Annotated in this window: 24 protein-coding genes; 19 read left to right on the top strand and 5 right to left on the bottom strand. The window is 45.6% G+C overall.

The genetic code is table 11. From position 1 onward, the window contains the following. Nucleotides 1-55 precede the first annotated feature (55 nt). The 18 genes from NSA57_RS12665 (at nucleotide 56) to NSA57_RS12745 (ending at nucleotide 19,166) form a co-directional block, all read left to right on the top strand. Nucleotides 56-799, top strand: coding sequence for a nitroreductase family protein (locus tag NSA57_RS12665; RefSeq protein ID WP_022068561.1), 744 nt, complete (start codon nucleotides 56-58; stop codon nucleotides 797-799). Nucleotides 800-814: 15 nt separating this feature from the next. After that, entirely contained in the window at nucleotides 815-1,681 is an 867-nt protein-coding gene (locus NSA57_RS12670; protein ID WP_243873734.1) for a class I SAM-dependent methyltransferase, read from the top strand. A gap of 117 nt (nucleotides 1,682-1,798) precedes the next feature. Then, nucleotides 1,799-2,653: a YitT family protein gene (locus tag NSA57_RS12675; protein WP_257465021.1), complete on the top strand. Its 855-nt coding sequence runs from the start codon at nucleotides 1,799-1,801 to the stop codon at nucleotides 2,651-2,653. 29 nt (nucleotides 2,654-2,682) lie between these two features. Continuing rightward, nucleotides 2,683-2,994 carry a DUF3784 domain-containing protein gene (locus NSA57_RS12680; protein WP_330601548.1) on the top strand — a complete coding sequence of 104 codons (312 nt, stop codon included), beginning with the start codon at nucleotides 2,683-2,685 and terminating at the stop codon, nucleotides 2,992-2,994. A gap of 44 nt (nucleotides 2,995-3,038) precedes the next feature. Next, nucleotides 3,039-3,272 (top strand): permease of phosphate ABC transporter, encoded by a 234-nt coding sequence (locus tag NSA57_RS12685; protein ID WP_257465022.1) that lies wholly within the window; start codon nucleotides 3,039-3,041, stop codon nucleotides 3,270-3,272. 39 nt (nucleotides 3,273-3,311) lie between these two features. Next, complete coding sequence (locus NSA57_RS12690; RefSeq protein ID WP_257465023.1) at nucleotides 3,312-3,773, top strand: HIT family protein; 462 nt, start codon at nucleotides 3,312-3,314, stop codon at nucleotides 3,771-3,773. Between the two features lie 22 nt (nucleotides 3,774-3,795). Beyond that, complete coding sequence (locus tag NSA57_RS12695) at nucleotides 3,796-4,236, top strand: cytidine deaminase (RefSeq protein WP_138270718.1); 441 nt, start codon at nucleotides 3,796-3,798, stop codon at nucleotides 4,234-4,236. A gap of 259 nt (nucleotides 4,237-4,495) precedes the next feature. Continuing rightward, nucleotides 4,496-5,212: an ABC transporter ATP-binding protein gene (locus NSA57_RS12700; protein WP_022068205.1), complete on the top strand. Its 717-nt coding sequence runs from the start codon at nucleotides 4,496-4,498 to the stop codon at nucleotides 5,210-5,212. Nucleotides 5,213-5,221: 9 nt separating this feature from the next. Continuing rightward, complete coding sequence (locus tag NSA57_RS12705; protein WP_257465024.1) at nucleotides 5,222-9,133, top strand: FtsX-like permease family protein; 3,912 nt, start codon at nucleotides 5,222-5,224, stop codon at nucleotides 9,131-9,133. Between the two features lie 215 nt (nucleotides 9,134-9,348). Beyond that, nucleotides 9,349-9,573: a hypothetical protein gene (locus tag NSA57_RS20035; RefSeq protein ID WP_022068203.1), complete on the top strand. Its 225-nt coding sequence runs from the start codon at nucleotides 9,349-9,351 to the stop codon at nucleotides 9,571-9,573. A 171-nt stretch (nucleotides 9,574-9,744) separates the two neighbouring features. Beyond that, nucleotides 9,745-12,399: a valine--tRNA ligase gene (locus NSA57_RS12710; protein WP_257465025.1), complete on the top strand. Its 2,655-nt coding sequence runs from the start codon at nucleotides 9,745-9,747 to the stop codon at nucleotides 12,397-12,399. 15 nt (nucleotides 12,400-12,414) lie between these two features. Beyond that, complete coding sequence (locus tag NSA57_RS12715; RefSeq protein ID WP_257465026.1) at nucleotides 12,415-14,436, top strand: sulfatase-like hydrolase/transferase; 2,022 nt, start codon at nucleotides 12,415-12,417, stop codon at nucleotides 14,434-14,436. A 132-nt stretch (nucleotides 14,437-14,568) separates the two neighbouring features. Then, nucleotides 14,569-15,870, top strand: a complete 1,302-nt coding sequence (locus NSA57_RS12720; RefSeq protein WP_257465027.1) for a bifunctional folylpolyglutamate synthase/dihydrofolate synthase — start codon at nucleotides 14,569-14,571, stop codon at nucleotides 15,868-15,870. Nucleotides 15,871-15,936: 66 nt separating this feature from the next. After that, on the top strand, nucleotides 15,937-16,089 hold the full coding sequence (locus tag NSA57_RS12725) for a hypothetical protein (RefSeq protein WP_022068199.1): 153 nt from the start codon (nucleotides 15,937-15,939) through the stop codon (nucleotides 16,087-16,089). Between the two features lie 17 nt (nucleotides 16,090-16,106). Beyond that, complete coding sequence (locus tag NSA57_RS12730; protein WP_257465028.1) at nucleotides 16,107-17,453, top strand: tetratricopeptide repeat protein; 1,347 nt, start codon at nucleotides 16,107-16,109, stop codon at nucleotides 17,451-17,453. Between the two features lie 226 nt (nucleotides 17,454-17,679). Beyond that, nucleotides 17,680-18,006, top strand: a complete 327-nt coding sequence (locus NSA57_RS12735) for an anti-sigma factor antagonist (protein ID WP_257465029.1) — start codon at nucleotides 17,680-17,682, stop codon at nucleotides 18,004-18,006. A 2-nt stretch (nucleotides 18,007-18,008) separates the two neighbouring features. Then, nucleotides 18,009-18,434, top strand: coding sequence for an anti-sigma F factor (gene spoIIAB / locus NSA57_RS12740; RefSeq protein WP_173753010.1), 426 nt, complete (start codon nucleotides 18,009-18,011; stop codon nucleotides 18,432-18,434). A 9-nt stretch (nucleotides 18,435-18,443) separates the two neighbouring features. Further along, the gene (locus NSA57_RS12745; protein ID WP_138270710.1) at nucleotides 18,444-19,166 is read left to right on the top strand and encodes a SigF/SigG family RNA polymerase sporulation sigma factor; all 723 of its coding nucleotides are present in this window, start codon (nucleotides 18,444-18,446) and stop codon (nucleotides 19,164-19,166) included. Here the strand turns inward: NSA57_RS12745 and NSA57_RS12750 are convergent. Genes NSA57_RS12750 through NSA57_RS12770 form a run of 5 tightly spaced genes read right to left on the bottom strand, consistent with a single transcriptional unit; the run spans nucleotide 19,151 to nucleotide 22,188 of the window. Next, a complete protein-coding gene (locus NSA57_RS12750; protein ID WP_147597924.1) occupies nucleotides 19,151-19,783 on the bottom strand; it encodes a stage V sporulation protein AA in 633 nt (210 codons plus the stop codon). The genes NSA57_RS12745 and NSA57_RS12750 overlap by 16 nt on opposite strands. 22 nt (nucleotides 19,784-19,805) lie before the next feature. Continuing rightward, complete coding sequence (locus NSA57_RS12755) at nucleotides 19,806-20,162, bottom strand: SpoVA/SpoVAEb family sporulation membrane protein (RefSeq protein ID WP_022068193.1); 357 nt, start codon at nucleotides 20,160-20,162, stop codon at nucleotides 19,806-19,808. A gap of 15 nt (nucleotides 20,163-20,177) precedes the next feature. Then, nucleotides 20,178-21,248: a stage V sporulation protein AD gene (locus NSA57_RS12760; RefSeq protein WP_257465030.1), complete on the bottom strand. Its 1,071-nt coding sequence runs from the start codon at nucleotides 21,246-21,248 to the stop codon at nucleotides 20,178-20,180. Then, nucleotides 21,245-21,715, bottom strand: coding sequence for a SpoVA/SpoVAEb family sporulation membrane protein (locus NSA57_RS12765; RefSeq protein WP_147597926.1), 471 nt, complete (start codon nucleotides 21,713-21,715; stop codon nucleotides 21,245-21,247). Before NSA57_RS12765 ends, NSA57_RS12760 begins: the two co-directional genes overlap by 4 nt. A 56-nt stretch (nucleotides 21,716-21,771) precedes the next feature. After that, the gene (locus NSA57_RS12770) at nucleotides 21,772-22,188 is read right to left on the bottom strand and encodes a stage V sporulation protein AB (RefSeq protein ID WP_022068190.1); all 417 of its coding nucleotides are present in this window, start codon (nucleotides 22,186-22,188) and stop codon (nucleotides 21,772-21,774) included. 150 nt (nucleotides 22,189-22,338) lie between these two features. Between NSA57_RS12770 and NSA57_RS12775 the strand changes: the two genes are divergently transcribed. After that, nucleotides 22,339-23,067: a tRNA threonylcarbamoyladenosine dehydratase gene (locus NSA57_RS12775; RefSeq protein ID WP_257465031.1), complete on the top strand. Its 729-nt coding sequence runs from the start codon at nucleotides 22,339-22,341 to the stop codon at nucleotides 23,065-23,067. Nucleotides 23,068-23,080: the final 13 nt, after the last annotated feature.

Genomic DNA, 23,080 nt, shown 5'->3' on the forward strand with positions numbered 1-23,080 from the left:
TGTTATTTAGTACTTGGTGTATCAGAATGATTTTTGCAGCAGAAAAGGGGAAAAAATGAACGAAATTATTGAAAGCTTGTACAAACGAAAATCCATGAGGGTTTATGAGGAAAGAACGATTCCTGAGGAAATGAAGAGAATAATTCTGGAGGCTGCTGCACAGGCTCCCAGTGCAGGATGTCAGCAGCTTTATACAATTCTGGATATTACGGATAAAGAGTTAAAGGTAGCATTATCAGAGACCTGTGATAATCAGCCGTTTATTGCAAAAGCGCCAATGGTTCTGGTATTTTGTGCGGACTGTAAAAAATGGTATGACACATATCTGGAAGCCGGGTGTACACCCCGAAAACCTGGAGCCGGGGATCTTATGCTGGCAGTAACAGATGCGGCGATTGCAGCGCAAAATGCAGTTGTGGCGGCGGAAAGCTTTGGTATTGGTTCCTGCTATATAGGTGATATTATGGAAAACTGTGAGGAACAGCGCAGACTTCTGAAGCTTCCGGAATATGTTTTTCCGGCTGTGATGCTGGTGTTTGGATGGCCAACAGAGCAGCAGAAACACAGACCAAAACCAGTACGGTTTGAACAGAAGCACATTGTACATGAAAATACATACCGCAGTATGGACGGAGAAGAACTTCGAAATATGTTTGAAGGCCGCTGCGGACAGAAAAGTTTTGAGGACTGGACTGCAGCTTTTTGCGGCCGTAAATATAATTCTGATTTTTCAAAAGAAATGACCCGGTCAGTGGAAGAATATCTGAAACAGTTTCTTAGGAAGGATTGTGATGTATAGAAAGGAAAAAATCAGATGGATGAACTGAAATTGAGAGAAATATGGAAAAAGGAAGAGGAAGCTGCCCATATTCATGGATGGGATTTTTCTCATATTAATGGGCGATATGAGGAAGAGAATGATCTGCCATGGGATTATGAAAAAATTATAAAATCATATCTGAAGGATTCTTTTAATCTTTTAGATTATGATACAGGGGGAGGCGAATTTTTACTGTCATTGGGACATCCCTGTAATAATACGTCAGCAACAGAGGGATATAAACCTAATGTACAGATATGTCAGGAAAGACTTCTTCCTTTGGGGATTCAGTTTAAGGAGTGCAGTGATCCTGCTAATATCCCTTTTGAGGATCAAAGCTTTGACATGATTATTAACCGACATGGGGATTTTAATGTACAGGAAACATATCGTCTTTTAAAGAACAAAGGAATGTTTATTACAGAACAGGTTGGAGGAGACAATGACAGAGATTTAGTAGAAATGGTTCTTCCTGGAACTCAGCCACCTTTTCCACATATGAATTTGAAAGAGCAGAAAAAAATATTTGAGGAGGCTGGGTTCCGTACTATATGTGCAAAAGAAGCGTATAGACCAATTTTATTTTATGATGTTGGTGCTTTTGTGTGGTTTGCGCGCATTATTCAGTGGGAATTTCCTGGTTTTTCAGTAGAATGCTGCTTTGAAAAATTAGTTGAAATGCAGAAAATATTGGAAAAGAATGGAGAAATTCAGGGAACAATCCACCGCTATCTGATTGTGGCAGAAAAACAGTTAAGTGACAGCAGAAGCCAACAGGAAAGAGAAAAATACTTTCCAAATAATATGAAATATTCAGATGGCACATATGCAGATGCGTACTGGATGATGAAGTGTTTATAAAATGTTATTTATCATCTAATAAAAAAGAAAAAGGTTTTGGAGATAATCAGATTATCGTACAGTATGATTTCAGAAAATCAATAAGAGACAAAACCTGACAGAAAGTGAGACTTTATCATGAAACAGAAAATAAATTATACGGAACTGCTGAAAGAAATTGTTATTCTTACAGGAGCTATGGCAGTAATCTCAGCAGCAGTTTACTTTTTTCTGGTGCCAAGCAAAACATCAGTAAGCAGCATCTCCGGACTGGGAATTATACTGTCTAATTTTGTACCGCTGCCTCTTTCCGCAATTACCATGATTATGAATGTGATGCTTCTGATTATTGGTTTTCTGACCTGTGGAAAAGAATTTGGAGTAAAAACTATATATACAAGCATTATGCTTCCTGTTTTTCTGGGAGTGTATGAAAAAGCTTTTCCGGCTTATCAGTCCATGACCGGAAGCCAGGAGCTGGATGTAGTCTGCTACATTCTGGCTGCGAGCGCAGGCTGCAGTATTCTTTTTAACCGGAATGCATCCTCCGGGGGACTGGATATTGTGGCAAAGATTATGAATAAATATCTGCATATGGAGCTTGGAAAGGCCATATCGCTTTCCGGGATGTGCATAGCTCTTTCTGCAGCGCTTGTGTATGATAAAAAGTCTGTTGTTCTCAGCGTTCTTGGTACCTATTTTAACGGACTTCTTCTGGATCACTTTATTTTTGGACAGAATATCAAGCGGAGAGTCTGTATTATTACAAAGCATGAAAAGGAACTCAGAGATTTTATTCTTCATAATCTGCACAGCGGGGCAACGATTTACGAGGCTGTGGGCGCTTATAATATGGAAAAACGAAATGAAATTATCACAATTGTGGATAAAGGTGAGTACCAGAAGCTTATGGATTACATGAACCATAAAGATCCGGAGGCGTTTATTACTGTGTATACGGTGTCGGATCTCAGATATCGACCGAAGGTGTAAAACAGATGTTGTGAGAATAGGAGGGAAAAATGTTGTTTTATATCATATTTGATTTAAGTATGGCATGTATTACATTTGGCTTTGGCTTATGGTTTTATAAATCCAATGGAAGAGCCGCAAAATATTTGTCTGGATACAGCGTCAAATCAGGAAAGTATGATGAAGAAAATATGTGTAAGTCATATGGAAAACATATGATGGGGATGGCTGTTCCTTTTCTGGTGGGAATCGCAATTGATCTGTGGAAAGCTGGCCTGGGATGTCTGATTGCTTGGGGAGCATGGTTTGTACTTTTTGTCCTGTTACTTATTAAGCGGGACAGAAGGGAGCGAGATCAATAAGATGAAGTATCAGGTTATATGTAAAAAGGAGGCATGAATATTTTATGAAGTTATTTAAAATTGCAGACCAATATTGTAAGGAAAGTACCTGGAAAACACTTGCTCTTGTTAAGTTCTGCCTTTTTTCTATGGGGCTGATGGCGGGAATGAAGATCCCAGAAGAGAAGAAAAAAATGTTTTATGCGCTTAGCGGCTCTGTTTTTATAATAACGTATATTCCTCTGATGGCAAAGTTTTTTAAGGTGTGTATTTCTGCGGAGGATACAGGAAACAACTGACAGAAATAAAAATCATCTGAACAAAGAAAGGAGAACCCCATGTGTCTGATTTGTGACAGAATAAAAATGATAAAAGAAGACAGGAACCCGTACTTTGTAAAAGAACTGAAAACAGGATATGTTGTAATCGGTGATCATCAACATTTTAAAGGGTATACGTTATTTTTATGCAAGAAGCATAAAACAGAGCTATTTCAACTGGAAGACAAAGTAAAGATTCAGTTTTTAGAAGAAATGTCTCTGGTTGCGGAGGCGGTTTCTAGTGCTTTTGGAGCGGAAAAAATGAATTATGAGCTGTTGGGAAATGGTGATACACACCTTCACTGGCATTTGTTTCCGCGAATAGCCGGAGATCTGGAGCAGTATGGAAGCAACGGAAAAGGATCGGTATGGTGGTATCCTATGGAAAAAATGTACAGTGAGGAAAATCGTCCTTCAGAGCAGGAATTAGAGGAAATGAAACAAAAACTGAGGGAAGAGCTGGATAAGAAACTGAGCTGAACTTACAATGGAGGTACGGTTTATGAACACAGACAGGTTATCACAGCAGCAGGCTGTCAAACTGATCGGAGAAGCATTTGCATCACAGAAACGGGCGTATGCTCCCTATTCGCATTTTCAGGTAGGGGCGGCGCTTTTGTGCAGAGACGGAAGTATTTACGGAGGCTGCAACATTGAAAATGCTTCCTATGGAGCCTGCAACTGCGCGGAGCGGACAGCTCTGTTCCGGGCAGTTTATGAAGAGAAAAAGGAGTTCTGCGCCATAGCCATTGTGGGAAAATCGCAGGAAAAAGAGGAATTTGATTACTGCGCGCCCTGCGGTATCTGCCGTCAGGTAATGGCTGAATTTTGTGATCCGGATACATTTCAGGTAATTGTAGCAAAAAGTACAGAGGATTATAAAATCTATCTTCTGAAGGAACTGCTTCCTCTGAGCTTTAACGGAAGCAGTCTGGGTAAATAATGCAGCTGTTACCGGAAGGCAAAGCACCTTTGGTGATGGCGTTTTGCCCTGTATATCTTGAGATTTTGGTAGATACATGCCCAAACACCCCGTGGGACAGTGCTGTGTGAACAACAGCAGTTTATACATTTTTTATATCTTTTTGGACCGCTGTTGATTGAAGAAATATTTTAAAACTGTTATACTAAATGCAAACAAAAAAGAAATCTCTCAGGCAGGGGTTTCTTTTTTATCATACAACAGAAGGCAGGCGATGAGAATGGAGCGTCAGGATCATGCATATGTAAAGCTTGAAAATGTGTCAAAGGTTTATGGCTCCGGGGAAGTAAAGATTGTTGCAGTGGATCACATCAGTTTTGAGATCAATAAGGGTGAGTTTGTGGTAGTCGTAGGTCCAAGCGGAGCAGGAAAGACTACTGTGCTGAACATTCTGGGCGGTATGGATAAGGCAACCTCCGGACATGTGCTGGTAGACGGTGTGGATATTGCCAAATATTCCAGCAGACAGCTTACCGGGTATCGGAGAGAGGATATTGGTTTTGTATTTCAGTTTTATAATCTGGTGCCCAATCTTACAGCTCTGGAAAATGTAGAACTGGCTCTTCAGATCTGTAAAGAACCGCTGGATGCGGCAACAGTTCTGGAAGATGTGGGGCTGAAGGACAGACTGGGGAATTTTCCTGCGCAGCTTTCAGGAGGCGAGCAGCAGAGAGTGTCGATAGCCAGGGCTCTTGCCAAGAATCCGAAGCTTCTTCTCTGTGACGAGCCTACAGGCGCGCTGGATTATCAGACCGGAAAAGCAATCCTGAAGCTTTTGCAGGATATGTGCCGGGAAAGAGGAATGACAGTAATTGTGATTACTCATAACTCTGCCCTTACTCCTATGGCGGACAGGGTGATCAAGATCAAAAACGGAAAAGTATCTTCTATGGTTCAGAATGATGCTCCTACTCCGGTAGAAGAAATCGAATGGTAGGTGAGCGCGATGAAGAAGGCACTGCATAAAGATTTCTGGGTGGAAATAAGAAAAACAAAGGCGCGTTTTATTTCTATTTTCTGTATTGTTGCCCTTGGAGTTGCGTTTTTTTCAGGAATCCAGGCAAGCTCCCCTGATATGAGACTTTCCGGGGATGCTTATTATACAGAAAGCAAAATGATGGATCTGAAGGTGATGGGCACTCTGGGACTGACGGAGGAGGATGTAGAGGCTGTCCGCAAAGTTGAAGGAGTAGAATGGGCTGAGGGAGCCTGGTCAACCGACGTGCTGTGCGGGGAGGCTGAGGCTCAGAAGGTTCTCCATGTGGAGGCTGTCAACGAGGATGTAAACACTCTTACAGTAGCAGAGGGACAGCTTCCGGAAAAAAGCGGAGAATGTTTTCTGGATGTGGAGTTTGCAGAAGCGCAGGGATATCAGATCGGAGATCAGATTGAATTAAGAGAGGATACAGAGGATCCTTTTCTGAAAAAGAAAACATATACCGTTACCGGACTTGGCAGATCCCCTCTTTACATATCCTTTAACAGAGGAAATACAACCCTGGGATCCGGCGAGGTAAACGGATTTGCCTATGTGCTGCCTGAGGATTTTGACCAGGAGGTTTTTACCCAGATCTATATCAGAGCTCATGGTGTGGATCAGGTGACCAGCTACACAGATGCCTATGACCGGCTTATTGAGAAGCTTCAGGACAAGGTGGAGGGAATTCAGGCGGAACGTTGTCAGATCAGATATGAGGATGTGATGACTGAGGCGGAAAAAGAGCTTGCAGATGCAGAGAAGGAGCTTTCAGACGGTAAAAAGGAAGCGGAGGAAGAACTTGCAGACGCCCGGAAAGAGCTTGAAGACGGTGAAAAAGAGTATTCAGACGGCAAAAAGGAATACGAGGACGGTAAAAAACAGCTTTCAGACGGGGAAAAGGAAATCTCCGACGGCAAAGAGCAGCTTGCCTCTGCAAAGGAGACTCTGGCAGAGGGAAGAGACCAGCTTGCAGCAGCCAAGCAGCAGGCCGCAGACGGCTGGAGCCAGCTAAATGAAGCTCAGGAAAAGCTGTCAGATGGCTGGAGTCAGTATAACAGCGGTAAAAAACAGCTTCAGGAGGGACGCAGCCAGTTAAATCAGGCAAAGAAGCAGCTTGCAGACGGACAACAGAAAATAGAGGAGAGCAAAGCTGCTCTGGATGAAAAGCAGGATCAGCTGGATACCGGTCTTGCTCAGGCCGAAAAGGGAATTCAGGCTGTTGAAGGTCAGATTGCGCAGCTTCAGGATCAGATTTCTCAGCTTGAAGAAGGAATCCGTCAGGCGGAAGAGGCAGAGGCGCAGATTCAGGCGCTGACACAGGCTCTGGAAGCAGCTCAGCGTACTGCGGCAGAAAAACAGGCCGCTTTTGATGCGGCTCAGTCAGCGGTCAGTGAAGCGCAGGCCGGTTTTGACACAGCCCAGGCGGCTCTGGAAGAGGCTGTCCGAAGATTTGAAGCCGGAGAGATTACAGAAGAAGAACTTGCTTCCTATCAGACAGCAGTGGAAACAGCAAGAGGAAATCTGGAAGCAGCTCAGGGAAATCTGGAAACAGCCCGCGGGGAACTGAATGCAGCCAATGGAGCTGTCTCTCAGGCACAGGTAGTGTTGGATACCTGTACAGCGGCAGCAGCAAAGAAGCCGGAGCTGGAAGCCGGTCTTGCGGCTGTCCGCAATGGACTTACTCAGGCAGAAACGAAAAAAGCAGAGCTGACACAGACCATTGAGTCTTTAAAAGAAGCCCAGAAGGCGATTGATGCCGGCAGGGAAACGCTGAAACAGGAAGAGGCGAAGCTGGAGCCTGCAAAAAAACAGATTGCCGCAAACGAAAAGAAGCTGACCGCAAATGAAAAGAAGCTTCAGGAAAGTCTGGCAGATTTAAACAGCGGTCAGGCGGAAATCGACGCAAACAGACAAAAGCTGAACTCTGCTCAGGGAGAAATCGAAGCAAACGAGCAGAAGCTGAATTCCGGTGAGCAGGAGATTGAGACCAGCCAGCAGAAAATAACAGATGGAGAGGCTGAACTCAGAGAGAACAGACAGAAGCTTGCAGATGCAGAAAAGGATTTAAAAGAAGCGGAGCAAAAGCTGAAAGATGGCTGGAAGGAATACGAGGACGGCAAAAAAGAGGCAGAGGATGAAATTGCGGAAGGCGGGCAGAAGATAGAAGACGCCAGAAAGGAAATTTCAGAGATCGAAGAACCTGAATGGATCGTCACAGACCGAAACGATCTTCCGGAATATTCTGATTACGGAGACAATGCAGACAGGATCAAAAGTATAGGAGAGGTTTTCCCTGTGATCTTTTTCCTTGTGGCAGCCCTGATCAGTCTTACTACCATGACACGAATGGTAGAGGAACAGAGGACTCAGATCGGAACGCTGAAGGCCCTGGGCTACGGGAAGTTTTCTATTGCGTCCAAATATCTGAACTATGCGTTTCTTGCCACAGTAGGAGGAAGCGCTGCAGGCGTTCTGATCGGTGAAAAAATTCTTCCATATATAATCATCAAAGCCTATGGAATTATGTACCACAATGTAGGAGACAGCCTTCAGATTCATTATGAGCTGAAATTTGCCCTGACGGCTTCAGTTGCTGCAATTGTCTGTACAGTTGGCGCTACTGTTATTTCCTGTTATCGGGTACTTTCTGAGACACCGGCTTCTCTTATGCGTCCGCCGGCGCCAAAAGAGGGCAAAAGAGTTCTGGTAGAAAAAATCACGATTTTGTGGAAACATCTGAATTTTACCTGGAAGTCAAGCCTCAGAAATCTTTTCCGCTACAAAAAGCGTCTGTTTATGACAATATTCGGTATTTCCGGAAGTATGGCGCTGATGCTGGTAGGCTTTGGCATCCGGGATTCTATTTCAGATATTGTGGTGAAACAGTATTCTGAGCTTCAGCACTATGACGGAACTATTATTACGGATGAGGACGCTTCTGATGAAGACAGAGAGAAGCTGATGGAATATCTGGACAAAAATGAAAAACTGGAACGGTTTACAAACATTCAGTTCAGTAAGATTACAGCTCCCAACGGGAAATCCAATATCAGTGTTTATCTCTATGTACCGGAAAATATGGAAAACTTCCGGGAGGATGTGACACTGAGAAACCGTCTTACAGGAGAGGTCTATGAGCTGACTGACGAGGGTGCGGTGATCAGTGAAAAGACAGCGAAGCTTCTGGATCTTCAGGTGGGAGATACCATTACCCTGGAGCGGGAAAACGAAGAGTTTCAGGCAAAGGTCGCTGTGATCACAGAAAACTACATGGGACACTACATCTATATGACTCCCAAGGTATATGAACAGACCTTTGGGGAAAAACCGGATTATCAGGATGTTGTATTTTCTGTAAAGGATGAATATCTGGAGCAGGCAGAGGAAATCGGAAAAGAGATCATTGAACAGCCGGGAGCCCTCAGTATCAGCTATACCTCCAGTCTGGCTGCCCAGGTGGAACGAATGCTCAGCACATTGGGGATTGTTATTGTAGTACTGATCGTTTCGGCAGGAATGCTTGCATTTGTAGTTTTGTATAATCTGAATAATATTAATATTACGGAGAGGCAGAGAGAGCTGGCAACTTTGAAGGTTCTGGGATTTTATGATAAGGAGGTTTCCCAGTACGTACTGAGAGAAAACATTTTTCTGACTATTGCGGGGATTATTTTTGGCTCGGGATTCGGAGTTCTGCTTCACAGATATATTATTGTAACGGTTGAGGTGGACGCAGTAATGTTCGGGCGGGATATCCGTCCTGTAAGCTTTTTGTACTGTGCTGTGATAACCTGCATTTTTTCCATGATCGTAAACTGGTTTATGCACAGGAAGCTGACAAAGATCGACATGGTAGAATCTCTGAAATCAGTAGAGTAAAAGGAGTTACAGATCAGGGATCACTGTCCTGTGAGGTGCTTTGGCATATATACGTCAAAATCCCGGGATATACAGGGCAGGATATTGTCCCTGGGGGTGATTTGGAATGTATTTTGACCAGTCGGCTGTGAAGGTGGGGAACAGTAACCAGTTGTTGAAATATCTGTGAAATTTCTGTATTCCGTCTTGACAACCGTAAAAAATGTAATTATAGTATGTACCATAACAAAGGCGAGGAAGAAGAGGAGTATGCTGAATACCCTGACAGAGAGGAATATCCGCTGGCTGGAAGATATTCTCAGAAGGACGCAGCAGAAGGTAGCTTTGGAGCCGGGAGGCTGATGGCCGGAAATGAAGTACAGAAACCGGCAGCAGGCTTTCACGTAAATCCTGCGTTAAAGGAAAATGAGATGTGCAGAGAAATAAGTGTGATAAACTGACTGTTTCCTGCATAATGAAGGTGGTACCGCGACAAGATTCGCCCTTCACACTTAGGTGTGAGGGGCTTCTTTATTTACCGGAAAGGCAGTATGTTCTGTACTGATCTTCCAGGTAAATGATAACGATTTTTCCCCTCACTATTTACAGAAAACACATACAGGAGGTTTATTATGAGCAAAGAACTTGCAAAGACGTACGATCCGAAAGGACTGGAAGAGCGTCTGTACAAAAAATGGATGGATAATGGTTATTTCCATGCAAAAGTAAATCCAGATAAAAAACCCTTTACCATTGTGATGCCGCCGCCCAATGTTACCGGACAGCTTCACATGGGACACGCTCTGGACGAGACCATGCAGGATATTCTGATTCGTTTTAAGAGAATGCAGGGCTATGAGGCGCTGTGGCAGCCTGGAACTGACCATGCGGCAATCGCCACAGAGGTCAAGGTTATTGACAAGCTGAAAAAAGAAGGAATTGACAAGCACGAGATCGGCCGCGAGGAATTTTTAAAACATGCCTGGGCATGGAAGGAAGAGTACGGCGGAAAGATCATCAACCAGCTGAAAAAGCTCGGCGCATCTGCAGACTGGGAAAGAGAACGCTTTACCATGGACGAGGGCTGCTCCAAGGCAGTTCAGGAAGTGTTTATCAAGCTTTATGAAAAAGGCTATATCTACAAAGGCTCCAGGATCATCAACTGGTGTCCGGTATGCCAGACTTCTATTTCCGATGCAGAGGTAGAGCATGAGGATCAGGACGGATTTTTCTGGCACATCAATTATCCTATCGTTGGAGAAGAGGGACGCTTTGTGGAGATTGCCACCACCCGTCCGGAAACACTTCTGGGAGATACTGCAGTAGCGGTAAATCCTGATGACGAGAGATATAAGGATCTGGTTGGAAAAATGCTGAAGCTGCCTCTCACAGACCGTGAAATTCCGGTTGTGGCAGACGAGTATGTGGATAAAGAATTTGGAACAGGCTGCGTGAAGATCACACCTGCCCATGACCCTAACGACTTTGAGGTTGGAAAACGTCACAACCTTCCTGAGATCAATATCATGAATGACGACGCTACCATCAATTCTCTTGGCGGCAAGTATGCGGGAATGGACCGTTATGAAGCGCGTAAGGCAATGGTGGCAGATCTTGAGGCACAGGGACTTCTGGTGAAGGTAGTTCCCCATTCCCACAGCGTTGGAACTCATGACCGCTGCGGCACTACGGTAGAGCCTATGATCAAGCCTCAGTGGTTCGTTCGTATGGACGAGATGGCAAAAGCTGCTATTGACGTTCTCAATAAGGGCGAGCTGGAATTTGTTCCTGCAAGCTTTGGCAAAACCTATCTTCACTGGCTGGAAAATATCCGTGACTGGTGTATTTCCCGTCAGCTTTGGTGGGGACACAGAATCCCGGCTTACTACTGTGATGAGTGCGGCGAGGTGGTTGTTGCCCGTGAGATGCCGGAAAAATGTCCGAAATGCGGATGCACTCATTTTCATCAGGATGAGGATACTCTGGATACCTGGTTCAGCTCCGCACTGTGGCCGTTCTCTACTTTGGGATGGCCGGACAAAACGGAGGAAATGGAATATTTCTATCCTACAGACGTGCTTGTGACAGGCTATGACATTATTTTCTTCTGGGTTATCCGTATGGTATTTTCTGCTATGGAGCAGACCGGAAAGGCGCCTTTCCACCACGTTCTGATCCACGGCCTTGTAAGGGATTCTCAGGGAAGAAAAATGAGCAAGTCTCTTGGAAACGGTATCGACCCTCTTGAAGTAATTGACAAATACGGAGCCGATGCTCTTCGTCTGACACTGATCACCGGAAATGCTCCGGGAAATGACATGCGTTTCTACTGGGAGAGAGTAGAATCCAGCCGTAACTTTGCAAATAAGATCTGGAATGCATCCAGATTTATCATGATGAATCTGGAAGGCAGAACAGTCTCTGCTCCTGAGAACCTGAAGGAGCTGTGCATGGAGGATCAGTGGATTCTTTCCAGACTGAATACAGTAGTCCGTGAAGTAACAGAAAACATGGAAAAATATGAGCTTGGTATTGCTGTTCAGAAGGTTTATGACTTCCTGTGGGATGAGCTCTGTGACTGGTACATTGAGATGGCAAAGGTTCGTCTGTGGAAGGCAGAGGAAGATCCAAAGGCAGCCGGAGAGGCTCTGTGGACACTTCGTACAGTTCTTACCGAAGGTCTGAAGCTGCTTCATCCGTTCATGCCGTTTATCACTGAGGAAATTTACTGTACTCTTCTGCCGGAAGAGGATTCTATTATGATCTCCCAGTGGCCGGTATACACAGAAGAGAGAAGCTTCCCGGAGGCAGAAAAGGCAGTTGAGGGCTTTAAGGAGGCGGTAAGAGGCATCCGTAATACCCGTACAGAAATGAATGTTCCGGTAAACCGCAAGACCAGCCTTTATATTGTGGGAAGAGATGCAGATACCTGCGCCCGTTATGAGGCCTGCAAAAGATCCTTTGTAAACCTTGCCTTCTCTAAAGAAATACAGGTTCAGGAAACAAAGGAGGGAATTGGCGAGGATGCAGTTTCCGTAGTGGTTTCTGACGCAGTTGTTTATCTGCCTCTGGAAGATCTGGTTGACAGAGAAAAGGAAATCGAGCGTCTTACAAAAGAGCAGGAGCGTCTCACAAAAGAGATCGCCCGCTGCCAGGGTATGCTGAATAACCCGAATTTTGTAAATAAAGCGCCTGCTGCAAAGGTAGACGCAGAAAAAGAAAAACTTCAGAAATACGAAGAAATGATGGAAAAGGTAAACGTACAGCTTTCACAGATGCAAAAGTGATAAAGGAGCGTTAAGATGAAATGGTATGATATATGTAACAGGATTTCTCTGCTGCTTCATGCACTGGTCAGTGCAGCAGGATATTTTCTGATTGAGGCAATCAGCAGACATTCCTTTACTGAGGCATGGGATTTTATGACAGGCAGGCCACTGGTGTTTGCCTACAATGCGGCTCTGATTTTCACATCTTCTCTGATTGTATACCTGTTCAGAAGAAGATGCTTTATCCGTGTGCTGCTGGTGATGTTCTGGCTTCTTCTTGGAATCATAAACGGTGTGATCCTGGCTACCCGTGTTACACCGTTTACCGGACCGGATCTTCATCTTCTGACAGATGGAATGGCTCTTCTGGAAAAATATCTTCCCAAATGGGGAGTGATTGTGGCACTGATCGTACTGGGGCTTTTTGCACTGACGCTTCTGGCGCTGATCGTCAAAGGACCGAAGTTTAAAGGAAAGCTGAAATACCGCTGGAATATTCCTCTGGTACTTGCCGGATTTGTGCTTTTTGCCGGAGTGACACAGCTTGCGCTGGAAAAAAGAGTGCTGTCCAATTATTTTGGAAACATAGCCTTTGCCTATGAGGATTACGGATATCCTTACTGTCTCGGGGTTACGATCTTTGATACCGGAATCAGCTGTCCGAGAGATTACTCGGAAAAAGAAATCAAAAGGATTGAAAAAACCGAGGAGAACCTGCCGGAAACCAGAGAGGGAGAATATCCCAACATTATTTTCCTGCAGCTGGAATCTTTCTTTGATCCGGAGCTTGTAAATTATCTGGAGATATCCGAAGATCCCATACCTAACTTCCGCAAGCTGATGAAGGAGTATACCTCCGGATATTATAAAGTGCCTTCTGTAGGCGCAGGTACGGCAAATACAGAGTTTGAGTCCATTACAGGCATGAGCCTTCGGTATTTCGGACCGGGAGAATATCCTTATAAGAGTATTCTGAAGGAGACAACCTGTGAAAGCGCTCCGTATGTTCTTGGAGAGCTGGGATATTCCAGTCATGCCATACATAACAATGAGGCGAATTTCTACGGAAGAAGAAGTATTTTCCCGAATCTGGGATTTGACACTTTTACCTCTGCAGAGTATATGCCTGAGGAGGATGATAAAAACCCGCTGGGCTGGACAAGAGACCGGGTTCTTACAGATGAGATCCTGAAATGCCTGGATTCCACAGAGGATCAGCCGGATTATGTTTATACCATCTCTGTGCAGGGACACGGAGCCTACCCGGAGGAACCGGAGCTTGAAGAGCATGAAATCACTGTGACCGGTTCTCCTACTGCTTCCAAGAATAACCAGTGGGAGTACTATGTGAACCAGATCCATGAGATGGATAATTTTGTCAAAGAGCTTACAGACAGGCTTGAAGATTATCCGGAGGATGTTGTTCTTGTTATGTATGGAGATCATCTTCCTACTATGGGTCTGACTGTGGAGGATGTGGACAATAAATATCTTTTCCAGACACAGTATGTTATGTGGGACAACTTCGGTCTTGAGAAAAAAGACGTGAACCTTGCGGCTTATCAGATGGCGGCAGAGGTTCTGGACCGTGTGGGAATCCATGAGGGAACTGTTTTCCGTTATCACCAGGCAAGAAGAAATACAAAGAATTATCAGGTAGATCTGGAAACTCTTCAGTATGACCTGCTTTATGGGGAGCAGCATTCCTATGAGGGAGAAAATCCGTTCAAAAGGACAAAGATGCGTCTCGGACTTTATGATGTGACGCTGGACGGAGTTTCCCTGGTATCAGCCTGGGATCATACCTACCGGATCACGGGAACCAATTTTACGCCGTCCAGTCAGGTAAAACTGAATGGAGAATGGTACGATACCATTTATGTGAATCCCACAACACTGATGATCTCCGGCACAGAGCTGGAAGATTTCGACAGGCTTTCTGTGGTGCAGCGAAGCAACAGCTCAACCCGAAAGGCGCTGAGCAAGAGCTATGACCGTTCCTGCTATATGCTGTTTGATGAAAATAAATGGAAACTGCCGACGGAAGATAACTGATCCTGCCGAATAAAAGATTACGATTGGTACTGGACATATTTCACCACTCATATATAATGATATCGTAGCGGTATATCAGAGACAGCCTCTGATGCCGCTGCGAAAACATTAGATGAAGTGGTGAATTTTTTTATGAATTACGAAGAAGCGGTTGCTTATATTGAAGAAACTCCAAAGTTTACAACAAAAAACAAACTCTCCCATACAAAAGAGTGTCTGGAGCGTCTGGGAAATCCGGAAAAAAAGTTTAAAGTCATTCATGTGGCAGGAACCAATGGAAAAGGCAGTACCTGTGCTTTTCTGACTTCCATTTTCAGAGAGGCGGGATATTCCTGTGGACTTTTTACCTCTCCACACCTGGTTGTGATCAATGAACGCTTTCAGATCAATGAGAAGAATATTGATAACCAGGCGTTTATGAGCGCATTTGAAAAGGTAAAGGCTCTTGCAGACGAGCTTGTGGCAGAGGGAAGTTACCATCCCACGTATTTTGAGATGCTGTTTCTTATGGGAATGGTGATCTTTGCCGAGGCAGGTGTGGATTATGTCATGCTGGAAACCGGACTGGGAGGACGTCTGGATGCCACAACAGCAGTGGAGGATCCCGTTGCCTGTGTGATCACATCCATCAGCTTTGACCATATGCAGTATCTGGGGAATACCATTGCAGAGATTGCAGGAGAAAAGGCAGGGATCATTGTTCCGGGAGTGCCTGTGATCTATGACGGAAATAATCCGGAGGCAGCCCAGGTGATCCGGAAGCAGGCTGAGGCTATGGGCAGTCCGTATTATGAAGTAAAAAAGGAAAATACGGAAATTCTGCGAAATACCAGTGCGGGCATTGATTTTTGTATGGAGAATGAGTATTATGGAAACACAGCATTTTCCATTCCGTTTATTGCAGGATATCAGGTGATGAATGCGGCGCTGGCGCTGAAAACCGCAGAGGTTCTCAAAGATATGGTAAACCTTCCGAAGGACTCTGTTCTTCGTGGCCTCAGGGAAACACGCTGGCAGGGACGTATGGAAACCGTTCTTCCGGGAGTGATCGTGGACGGCGCTCACAACGAAGACGGAGTAGAAAAGTTTGTGGAGACAGCAGAACATTTTCAGAAGGATTATCCTCTGACGCTGTTGTTTTCTGCTGTAGATGATAAGGATTATACAGACATGATCCGGACTGTTGCAGGACGGATTCGGTTTCAGCATGTGATCGTGACTCAGGTAGGAGGCTACAGAAAGGTTCCGGCGGAGCAGCTTGCGGATATTTTCCGGAAAGAGGGATGCCTTTGCGCAGAAAGCTGCGAGGATGTGGAGTCTTCATTCAGAAGAGCCCTTGAATACAGAGGGAAAGAGGGAATGCTTTTCTGCGTAGGATCTCTGTATCTGGTGGGAGAGATCAAAGCGATCATCCAGAAAATGACTGAGCACTAAGGAGGCGGAAACACCCAGGGGTGTACCTGTATGCTCGGAAAACATTGAGCAAGGAGGCGGAAACAAATGATAGATTATGAGGAAGAGCTGAAGAAGTTTGAGCCATGTCTTGACGTGCGGGAAGCAGAAGGTGCGATTTACGACAGAGAGCTCACTGATATTCTTGATGTGCTTCAGGAAGTATTAAGAGAGGCCAAGAGTAACAGGCGTGTAAAATAATAAGGAGAATTCTACAGATGAATTGTGTGAATTGCGGTGCATTTCTTACAGACATGGACCTGGATTATTGTCCAAGCTGCGGGTACAATGTACTGATTCAGAAAAAAGTGGATTATCTTTCCAAGAGCTTTTATAATCAGGGGCTGGAAAAGGCAAGCATCCGTGACCTGTCAGGGGCGATTGCCTGTCTGAAACAGAGCCTTATTTATGATAAAAGAAACATCAGGGCAAGAAATCTTCTGGGGCTTGTGTATTTTGAAACAGGCGAGGTGGTTGCCGCGCTCAGTGAATGGGTGATCAGCAAGAATCTTCAGCCCACAAGAAATCTTGCGTCTGAGTATATTGGCAGACTTCAGGCAAACGGAAATAAACTGAAGGCTATCAATGACACCATCCGGAAATATAACCACGCGCTTCTTCTGTGCAGAGAAGGTCATGAGGATATGGCCTCCATTCAGCTTCGCCGGATTCTTTCTCAGAATCCCAAGCTGATCAAGGGGTATCATCTTCTGGCTCTGATCCAGATAAAAAACGGAGAGTGGAGCCGGGCAAGGAGAACGCTCAGAAAAGCGGCAAAAATTGACAAGACAAATACCACAACTCTCAGATTTTTAAGGGAAGTAGATGAACAGACTGGCGTGACAACCAGACTGGAAAAGCAGAAAAAAGGCTTTTTCCGGGATAACAAAAATAAAAATATGGAATACGATCCGGCAGAAAGTGAGTATACAGTTCAGACGCCGGTTTATCATGAAAGATCCAGACTTCCGGTTTTCCTTCTGATCATGTCCGGAATGGCAGCAGGCGCGGCAGCCTTCTGGCTTCTTGCAGTTCCTGCCATAAAACAGGGCATTTATCAGGAAGCAAACCAGCAGATTGTTCAGTACAGTGAGTCTCTGGCAACTCAGGGGGCAGAGCTTACAAAGGTTCAGGGTGAAGCGGAGGAATCTGATAATACAGCAGAGACTGTATCGAAACAGCTGACAGAAGAACAGGCAAAGAGCAAAAGCTACGAGTCGCTTCTTACGGCGTACACCTTTTACCAGCAGCAGAATCTGGATGAGGCGGCAGTAGCAGTAAAGAATGTTCAGGTGGACGTTCTTCCGGAGTCCCTGAAGCCCATTTACATTACGATCCGGGACGCTACAGGGGTGGCAGGGATCGGAGATCCGGAGCAGCCGCAGACAGAGGAGTCATCCGGCGGGGAAAGCAGCGGAGATTCCGGCAGTACAGAAGGAAGTACGGACGATTCCGGCTATGACGACTCCGGATATTATGATGACGGAAGCTACGATGACGGAAGCTATGATGAATCCGGTTACTATGATGATGGAAGCTATGATGACGGCTCCTATTATGAATAATGCAGAAAACATGAGAAAAACCTCGAAGCAGGGGGATGTGCGCAGGCACATCCCTTTTTTTGACCGGGAAAACAGGACATTTTGTGTGAACCTTCCTGGAAAAACGCCTGAGTATCAGCCAGGATTCTGACAACAACAAATCAGCGGAGAAATAAATATATGTTTATCATCAGGCAAAAAAATGTGGAAAAATGGAATAAAATGCAGAATAAGGGGGAAAATAATCATGAATGAAATGTTTGAACTGGAGGGAGTAAGTCTGACTGTGCATCTTCCGGGAGATGTGGATCATCCGGTGTCAGATGAGATACGCAGAGAATCAGACCGGATCATGAGCCACGTATACATCAGGACCATGCTGTTTGATTTTCAGAATACAGGATTTATGGACAGCTCTGGCATCGGACTTCTGATGGGGCGTTACCGGGCTCTGGGAATGAGGCAGGGGTGCATCTGCGCAGTAAAGGTGAATCCTCATATTGACAAGCTTCTGCATCTGTCAGGGGTTCACAGATATATAGAAATTCAGAAAGCTGAGGGAGAGGAGAAGTGACCATGGAAAACACCAATGAAATGACAATTGTTTTTGACAGCCGTCCGGTAAACGAAGGGATGGCACGTATTGCGGCAGCTTCTTTCTGCACGCAGCTGAATCCCACTCTGGAGGAGGTTGCGGATCTGAAAACGGCAGTGTCTGAGGCTGTGACTAACTGTATTATTCATGGATATGAGGGCGAGATACATAAGATACGCATGGATCTGAAGCTGAAAGGAAGAGAGATCTTTGTGGACATTACAGATCAGGGAGTAGGCATTTCTGATGTCAAAAAAGCCATGGAGCCCCTGTATACAACAAAACCGGAAAAAGAGCGTTCGGGAATGGGATTTACATTTATGGAAGCTTTTATGGATGAGGTAACTGTTGATTCTGAAGTGGGAGTAGGAACTTCTGTCCACATGAAAAAGACGATCCGAAGATAAGGAGGGGGAATGGAGCATACTCTTGCCCTGATCGGGCTTGCGCACCAGGGGGATAAAGAGGCAAGAGATACAGTTTTTGAGGAGAATACAGGACTTATCTACAGTGTGGCAAAAAGATTTTTAGGCCGGGGCGTAGAAATGGAGGATCTTTTTCAGATCGGAAGCATCGGGCTTTTAAAGGCAGTGGATAAGTTTGACACAGAATTTGACGTAAAATTTTCCACGTATGCGGTGCCTATGATCGCAGGAGAAATACGGAGATTTCTCAGAGATGACGGGATGCTGAAGGTCAGCAGATCCATAAAGGAAAACTGCAGCAAAGTATTTCAGGCCAGGGCAGAGCTGGAGCGGAGTCTGGGAAGGGAGCCTGACATGGAGGAGCTTGCCCGCGCAGTCAGCATGGCTCCGGAAGAGCTTGCCATGACAATGGAGGCAGGAGCTCCGGTGGAATCCATTTATAAGACTGTGTACCAGGGAGAGGGAACGGAGATCACTCTGGCGGACAGACTTGAGGAAAAAGAAAACCGGCAGGAAAAGCTTTTGAACAGGATTCTGCTGGAAGAGGTTCTGGGAAAACTTGAAAAGGATGAAAGAAGGCTGATCTGCATGCGGTATTTTCAGGATATGACTCAGACAGAAATCGCAGGCAGACTGGGAATATCGCAGGTTCAGGTATCCAGAATGGAAAAACGCATCATAAAGCGGCTGAGAGAGTATTATGACGGTTCCTGATGCTCAGCCGCCTGTTTCCGGTTAATATCTTCGATGACAGTGGAGTTTACCTGGTCTTCGTAGATACGCATCTGCACCTGCATGGGGGAAGGATCGGAAGTGATCTTTACCCTGCTGAAATGATTAAAGAAAAACAGAACGCCCAGTCCAAGGCCTACAGAGTAGGTGAATTCAAGAATCGTAAAGCCATTGGAGACGCTGCCCGTTACCTGTTCATAAATCTGCCTGAAAAGCTTTCCTACGTCCGCATCTGTATTAAAGGTCATAATAGAGAAGGCTGCGCCAAAAAAGGAAATCAGACAGACGAAAGCAGTTTTGACAATATGAAAGAGCTGATGGGAAGCTCCTGTTTTTTTGTAGGTAAGAATAAAATCAGGTTCGCCTATATGGGTGATGGTAAGTTCCGGCTCTTTTTTCTGGATCAGATCTACCAGATCCATGGCAGTCATCACATACCGGCCGGGTTTTTCCGGGTCCAGGTTGGCAACCGGAAGAACCCGAAGGCGGTTGAGAAGCTTTGCGTTGGTACAGGACAGACGGGCAATATCCTGAAGGTATACATGAGGATGATGAACTTCGATATTCTGGTCAAGCTGAAGATATAAGGTGTCGTTCATAGCTGAGGTCCTTTCTGAAAGATCAGTCTTTCATTTTAGGGCGGAAAATAAGGCTTCCGATCCAAGAGAAGATCAGAGCAGCGGAAACTCCTGCAGAGCAGGCGGTAAATCCGCCGGTAAAAAGACCAAGAAGCCCATCCTGGTCAATGGCTTTTTTCATGCCCTTCCATAATATCTGGCCGAAACCGGTCAGAGGCACGGATGCGCCTGCCCCGGCATAGTCCGTAAGAGGCTGGTAAAGTCCGACGGCGCTGAGGATAACTCCGGAGCATACGAGAATGACCATGACTCTGCCGGGAAGAAGTTTGGTTTTGTCAAGAAGAATCTGGACAAGAGCGCAGATAAGGCCGCCTACCCAGAATGCATTAAAATAATCCATGAGATGTTCCTCCTGTTAAAAATCTCTGTGTTCAATGACTACTGCGTGAGCAATTCCCGGAACAGCCTCTCCTTCGTTGTAGCTGACCTTGGAGAGCATGGCTCCTGTTGGCACAAAGAGGATTCTTTTCCATGTGCCCCGGACAACCTCCGGAAGAATGTAGGCTGCAAGCACGGAAGCTGCACAGCCGCAGCCGCTTCCGCCGGAATGGGTGTCCTGAGAGGTGTTGTCATAGATCAGAAGTCCGCAGTCCTGATGGACTTTGCTGATATCAATATGCTTTTCAAAAAGAAGATCCTGAAGGATCCGCTGGCCTACCATCCCCAGATCTCCGGTAAAAACAGCGTCGTAATCCTGCGGGGTGCGGCCGAAATCATAAAGATTCTGCCATATGGTATCGCAGGCAGCCGGAGCCATGCAGCCGCCCATATTAAGAGAATCATGGAAACCATAGTCGATTACCTTTCCTGTGGTGATCCCTGTAATGACGGCGCAGCCGGAACTGCAGCAAAGCGGAGAGTGTTCTGAACGCTCCTGGGGAACCGGCGGTCTGGAGCCGATGACACAGGCACCGCTTCCGGTCACGGTCCAGGTAGCGGACAGAGGACGCTGGCTGCCATAGCCTAAAGGAAAACGGAACTCCTTTTCTGCTGTGGCAAAATGGCTGGAAGCAGCGCAGAGAATATGTTCTCCGTAACCGGCTGAGACCGCCATTGCTCCCAGAGACAGTGCTTCCCCCATAGTGGAGCAGGCGCCGTACAGTCCATAAAACGGAATGTCCATTTCTGCAATCCCGAAAGAGGAGGCAATGGTCTGGGCAAGCAGATCGCCGGCAAAGGCCATTCGGATATCACGGGGAGTCAGTCCGGCTTTTCCGATTGCAAGCCCTGCGGTTTCTTTTTGAAGAGTGCTTTCTGCTGCCTCCCAGGTCTGGGTTCCGAAGAGAGGGTCCTTGGAAACCATGTCAAAAAGGTTTCCAAGAGGGCCGTCTCCTTCTTTTTTTCCGGCAATAGCAGCTGCGCTTTCAATGTATACAGGCTGTTCAAAGGAAATGCTGGCGCTTCCTGTCTGTTTTCCGGCAGTCATACGATCACCTCCATAAGTTTAAGAATATAATAGACACATCCAACCAGCCAGGAACTGAGGATTCCGTAAAGGATCACAGGTCCTGCAATGGTAAAGATCTTGCAGCCGATACCAAAGATCTGCCCTTCTGCCTGAAATTCAATGGCAGAGGCTGCCACAGAATTAGCGAAGCCTGTAATGGGCACAAGACCACCGGCTCCGCCGAATTTTCCGATTTTGGAATACAGGTTCAGACCGGTGAGGATTACACTGATCAGAATAAGAATCAGAGAGCACCAGCTTCCGGCTTCTTCCTTGTCTGCGCCAAGGCTCTGGGCCGTATTCAGAAGAAATTGTCCAGACATACAGATCAGTCCGCCTGTAAAAAATGCTTTTATCATATTCAGGGGAAGGCTGTGGACAGGGGTTACCCGCTTTACATATTTCTCATATTCTTTTTGTTTTTTTAGCTGTTCAGAATTTGCCATAAATTTTTCCTTTCAATTTATTTTGACTTTTCAGATATTTATGAATATAATGGGTCTTACTGCCACCCGAAATAATAGAAGAAAAGTGTACCGGTCAGTTTTCCCAGGGCAATAAACAGGATGATAAGAGGAAGTCCCTGTGTCAGACGGATTCTTCTTGTAAAAACAGGAAACATGTCGGCTACTTCAGCAAGAGCCAGGATCCATCCTCCAAGGAAAATACCGGAGAACACACCGAATAAAAGTAAAAAAGGAGTTCCCAGAGGCAGGGGGAACCGGAAAAGACAAAAAAGATTTCCAAGAAAGATTCCCAGAAAACACATATCTTCATAAAGAAGGATATGATCAGCGGTATGGGTAATGCCTGCATATCGGGGGATAATGGAAAGACCGATCAGAAGTCCTGCCACACCGCTGGCAATAATGGTTCCGGAGCAAAGTCCGAGAAGACCCAGAAATATCTGCTGCCACATGAGAAATTCTCCTTTCGCGGAATTTAGTGTGTATTATGTAAAAAAACATGAAAATTATACACTAATTCTTAAAAAACTATGAAAACCTGTACTTTTTCTACAGCGGATAGTATAATTAAAAAGATAAACAATGACGCAGGAGGTTTGCGTATGTACGACGTATATTCCCGAATGGAATTATTACTGGGACAGACAGGAGTGGATCGTCTGGGAAGAGCGCAGATTGCCGTGTTTGGTCTGGGCGGTGTGGGTTCCTATGCAGTGGAGGCTCTTGCCCGCTGCGGCGTGGGAAGCCTTACGCTGGTGGATCACGATGTAGTATCTGCAACAAATATTAACCGGCAGCTTTTTGCCCTGCATTCTACCATTGGCAGGAAAAAGGTACAGGTTGCCAAGGAACGGATCCGGGATATTGATGAGAATATTCTGGTCCATACGTACGAAACCTTTTACAATAAGGATACGTCGGGGATGTTTGACCTGAGAGGCTATGATTATATTGTGGACGCCATTGACTCGATGGAATCCAAGCTTCTTCTGATCGAACAGGCAAAACTATGCCATACGCCGGTAATCTCCTGTCTGGCAACAGAGGGAAAACTGAATCCTTCCAGATTTGAGATTACGGATATTTCCAGAACAGGCAATATATGTCCGGCTGCGAAGAAAATGCGTACAGAGCTTCGCAAAAAAGGAATCCGCAAAGTAAAGGTTCTGTATTCCCGGGAACGGTGTCCGAAGAAGATGACCGAGGCCAGAAACGGAGAGATAGTCGACGGAAGTATTTCTTTTGTGCCCAGTGTGGCAGGAATGCTGATCGCCGGGGAGGTTGTCAGAGATATCCTGACAGAAAATGGAAAAGGGTTAAATAAAAAATAGAAAGATAGAGGAA

The sequence above is a fragment of the Blautia caecimuris genome, from assembly GCF_024622975.1.
Taxonomy (GTDB): domain Bacteria; phylum Bacillota; class Clostridia; order Lachnospirales; family Lachnospiraceae; genus Blautia_A; species Blautia_A caecimuris.

Coding starts and splice junctions, on each gene's coding strand:
- NSA57_RS12675 (WP_257465021.1), top strand. CDS start 1,799: ATGAAACAGAAAATAAATTATACGGAACTGCTGAAAGAAATTGTTATT.
- NSA57_RS12680 (WP_330601548.1), top strand. CDS start 2,683: ATGTTGTTTTATATCATATTTGATTTAAGTATGGCATGTATTACATTT.
- NSA57_RS12710 (WP_257465025.1), top strand. CDS start 9,745: ATGAGCAAAGAACTTGCAAAGACGTACGATCCGAAAGGACTGGAAGAG.
- NSA57_RS12730 (WP_257465028.1), top strand. CDS start 16,107: ATGAATTGTGTGAATTGCGGTGCATTTCTTACAGACATGGACCTGGAT.
- NSA57_RS12735 (WP_257465029.1), top strand. CDS start 17,680: ATGAATGAAATGTTTGAACTGGAGGGAGTAAGTCTGACTGTGCATCTT.
- NSA57_RS12725 (WP_022068199.1), top strand. CDS start 15,937: ATGATAGATTATGAGGAAGAGCTGAAGAAGTTTGAGCCATGTCTTGAC.
- NSA57_RS12715 (WP_257465026.1), top strand. CDS start 12,415: ATGAAATGGTATGATATATGTAACAGGATTTCTCTGCTGCTTCATGCA.
- NSA57_RS12695 (WP_138270718.1), top strand. CDS start 3,796: ATGAACACAGACAGGTTATCACAGCAGCAGGCTGTCAAACTGATCGGA.
- NSA57_RS12690 (WP_257465023.1), top strand. CDS start 3,312: ATGTGTCTGATTTGTGACAGAATAAAAATGATAAAAGAAGACAGGAAC.
- NSA57_RS12700 (WP_022068205.1), top strand. CDS start 4,496: ATGGAGCGTCAGGATCATGCATATGTAAAGCTTGAAAATGTGTCAAAG.
- NSA57_RS12720 (WP_257465027.1), top strand. CDS start 14,569: ATGAATTACGAAGAAGCGGTTGCTTATATTGAAGAAACTCCAAAGTTT.
- NSA57_RS12670 (WP_243873734.1), top strand. CDS start 815: ATGGATGAACTGAAATTGAGAGAAATATGGAAAAAGGAAGAGGAAGCT.
- NSA57_RS20035 (WP_022068203.1), top strand. CDS start 9,349: ATGTACCATAACAAAGGCGAGGAAGAAGAGGAGTATGCTGAATACCCT.
- NSA57_RS12760 (WP_257465030.1), bottom strand. CDS start 21,248: ATGACTGCCGGAAAACAGACAGGAAGCGCCAGCATTTCCTTTGAACAG.
- NSA57_RS12750 (WP_147597924.1), bottom strand. CDS start 19,783: ATGAACGACACCTTATATCTTCAGCTTGACCAGAATATCGAAGTTCAT.
- NSA57_RS12745 (WP_138270710.1), top strand. CDS start 18,444: ATGGAGCATACTCTTGCCCTGATCGGGCTTGCGCACCAGGGGGATAAA.
- NSA57_RS12685 (WP_257465022.1), top strand. CDS start 3,039: ATGAAGTTATTTAAAATTGCAGACCAATATTGTAAGGAAAGTACCTGG.
- spoIIAB (WP_173753010.1), top strand. CDS start 18,009: ATGGAAAACACCAATGAAATGACAATTGTTTTTGACAGCCGTCCGGTA.
- NSA57_RS12770 (WP_022068190.1), bottom strand. CDS start 22,188: ATGTGGCAGCAGATATTTCTGGGTCTTCTCGGACTTTGCTCCGGAACC.
- NSA57_RS12755 (WP_022068193.1), bottom strand. CDS start 20,162: ATGGATTATTTTAATGCATTCTGGGTAGGCGGCCTTATCTGCGCTCTT.
- NSA57_RS12705 (WP_257465024.1), top strand. CDS start 5,222: ATGAAGAAGGCACTGCATAAAGATTTCTGGGTGGAAATAAGAAAAACA.
- NSA57_RS12665 (WP_022068561.1), top strand. CDS start 56: ATGAACGAAATTATTGAAAGCTTGTACAAACGAAAATCCATGAGGGTT.
- NSA57_RS12775 (WP_257465031.1), top strand. CDS start 22,339: ATGTACGACGTATATTCCCGAATGGAATTATTACTGGGACAGACAGGA.
- NSA57_RS12765 (WP_147597926.1), bottom strand. CDS start 21,715: ATGGCAAATTCTGAACAGCTAAAAAAACAAAAAGAATATGAGAAATAT.